2 pseudogenes are annotated in these 587 nt (G+C 40.9%); both read right to left on the reverse strand.

Features of this window, described 5'->3' with window-relative positions:
• Positions 1-182 (reverse strand): annotated as a pseudogene (locus R7E78_RS28620) (alanyl-tRNA editing protein); the annotation flags it as partial.
• 233 nt (positions 183-415) lie between these two features.
• Positions 416-587, reverse strand: a pseudogene (locus R7E78_RS28625) (ribosome biogenesis GTPase Der); the annotation flags it as partial.

Here is a 587-nt window from a genome sequence, read left to right on the forward strand (position 1 = left end):
TCATTAAATACTAAGATGCCTTTATCCGCGGGATGATCAGGCCAGATATGGCTAACGGGATGAAACGGAGTCACGTCGGTGACTACGTAGGTCACTTCATTGTGGTTTTGAACGAGTTGAATCTGAGCGTCCAACTGCCAAGTTTGATGGCAGAAACGGGTTTGTGTCGCGGTAATCGTCATGCTTTGCTTATCTTTGTGAATGTAAGAAGTTAAGGTTGTGTGCTGAGCATTTGAAGATACAGGAATCTGCACGTCATCACTAATACCACTAGAGAAAAACCGCGCAGAAGAACATTGTGATAATGATGAAAGTAAGGTTTAGAAAAGGACACATCTCACATCACTTTTAGAGGTTGCAAAAAACAGATAAAAAAATACCCAAGTAAAAACTTGGGTATCTTCAAATGCTTAAATTATTTTTTGCGGTTTTTAACCACAGACATCATACGTTTACGCTTACGCTCTTGAGACAAGGTTAGCTTGTTCGCACGATTCTCAAACGGGTTTTCGCTATTCTGGAAGTTGATACGAATTGGCGTACCCATAATTTCCAGTGACTTGCGGAAGTAGTTCATCAAGTAACGC

Source organism: Vibrio sp. YT-19(2023), assembly GCF_033337395.1.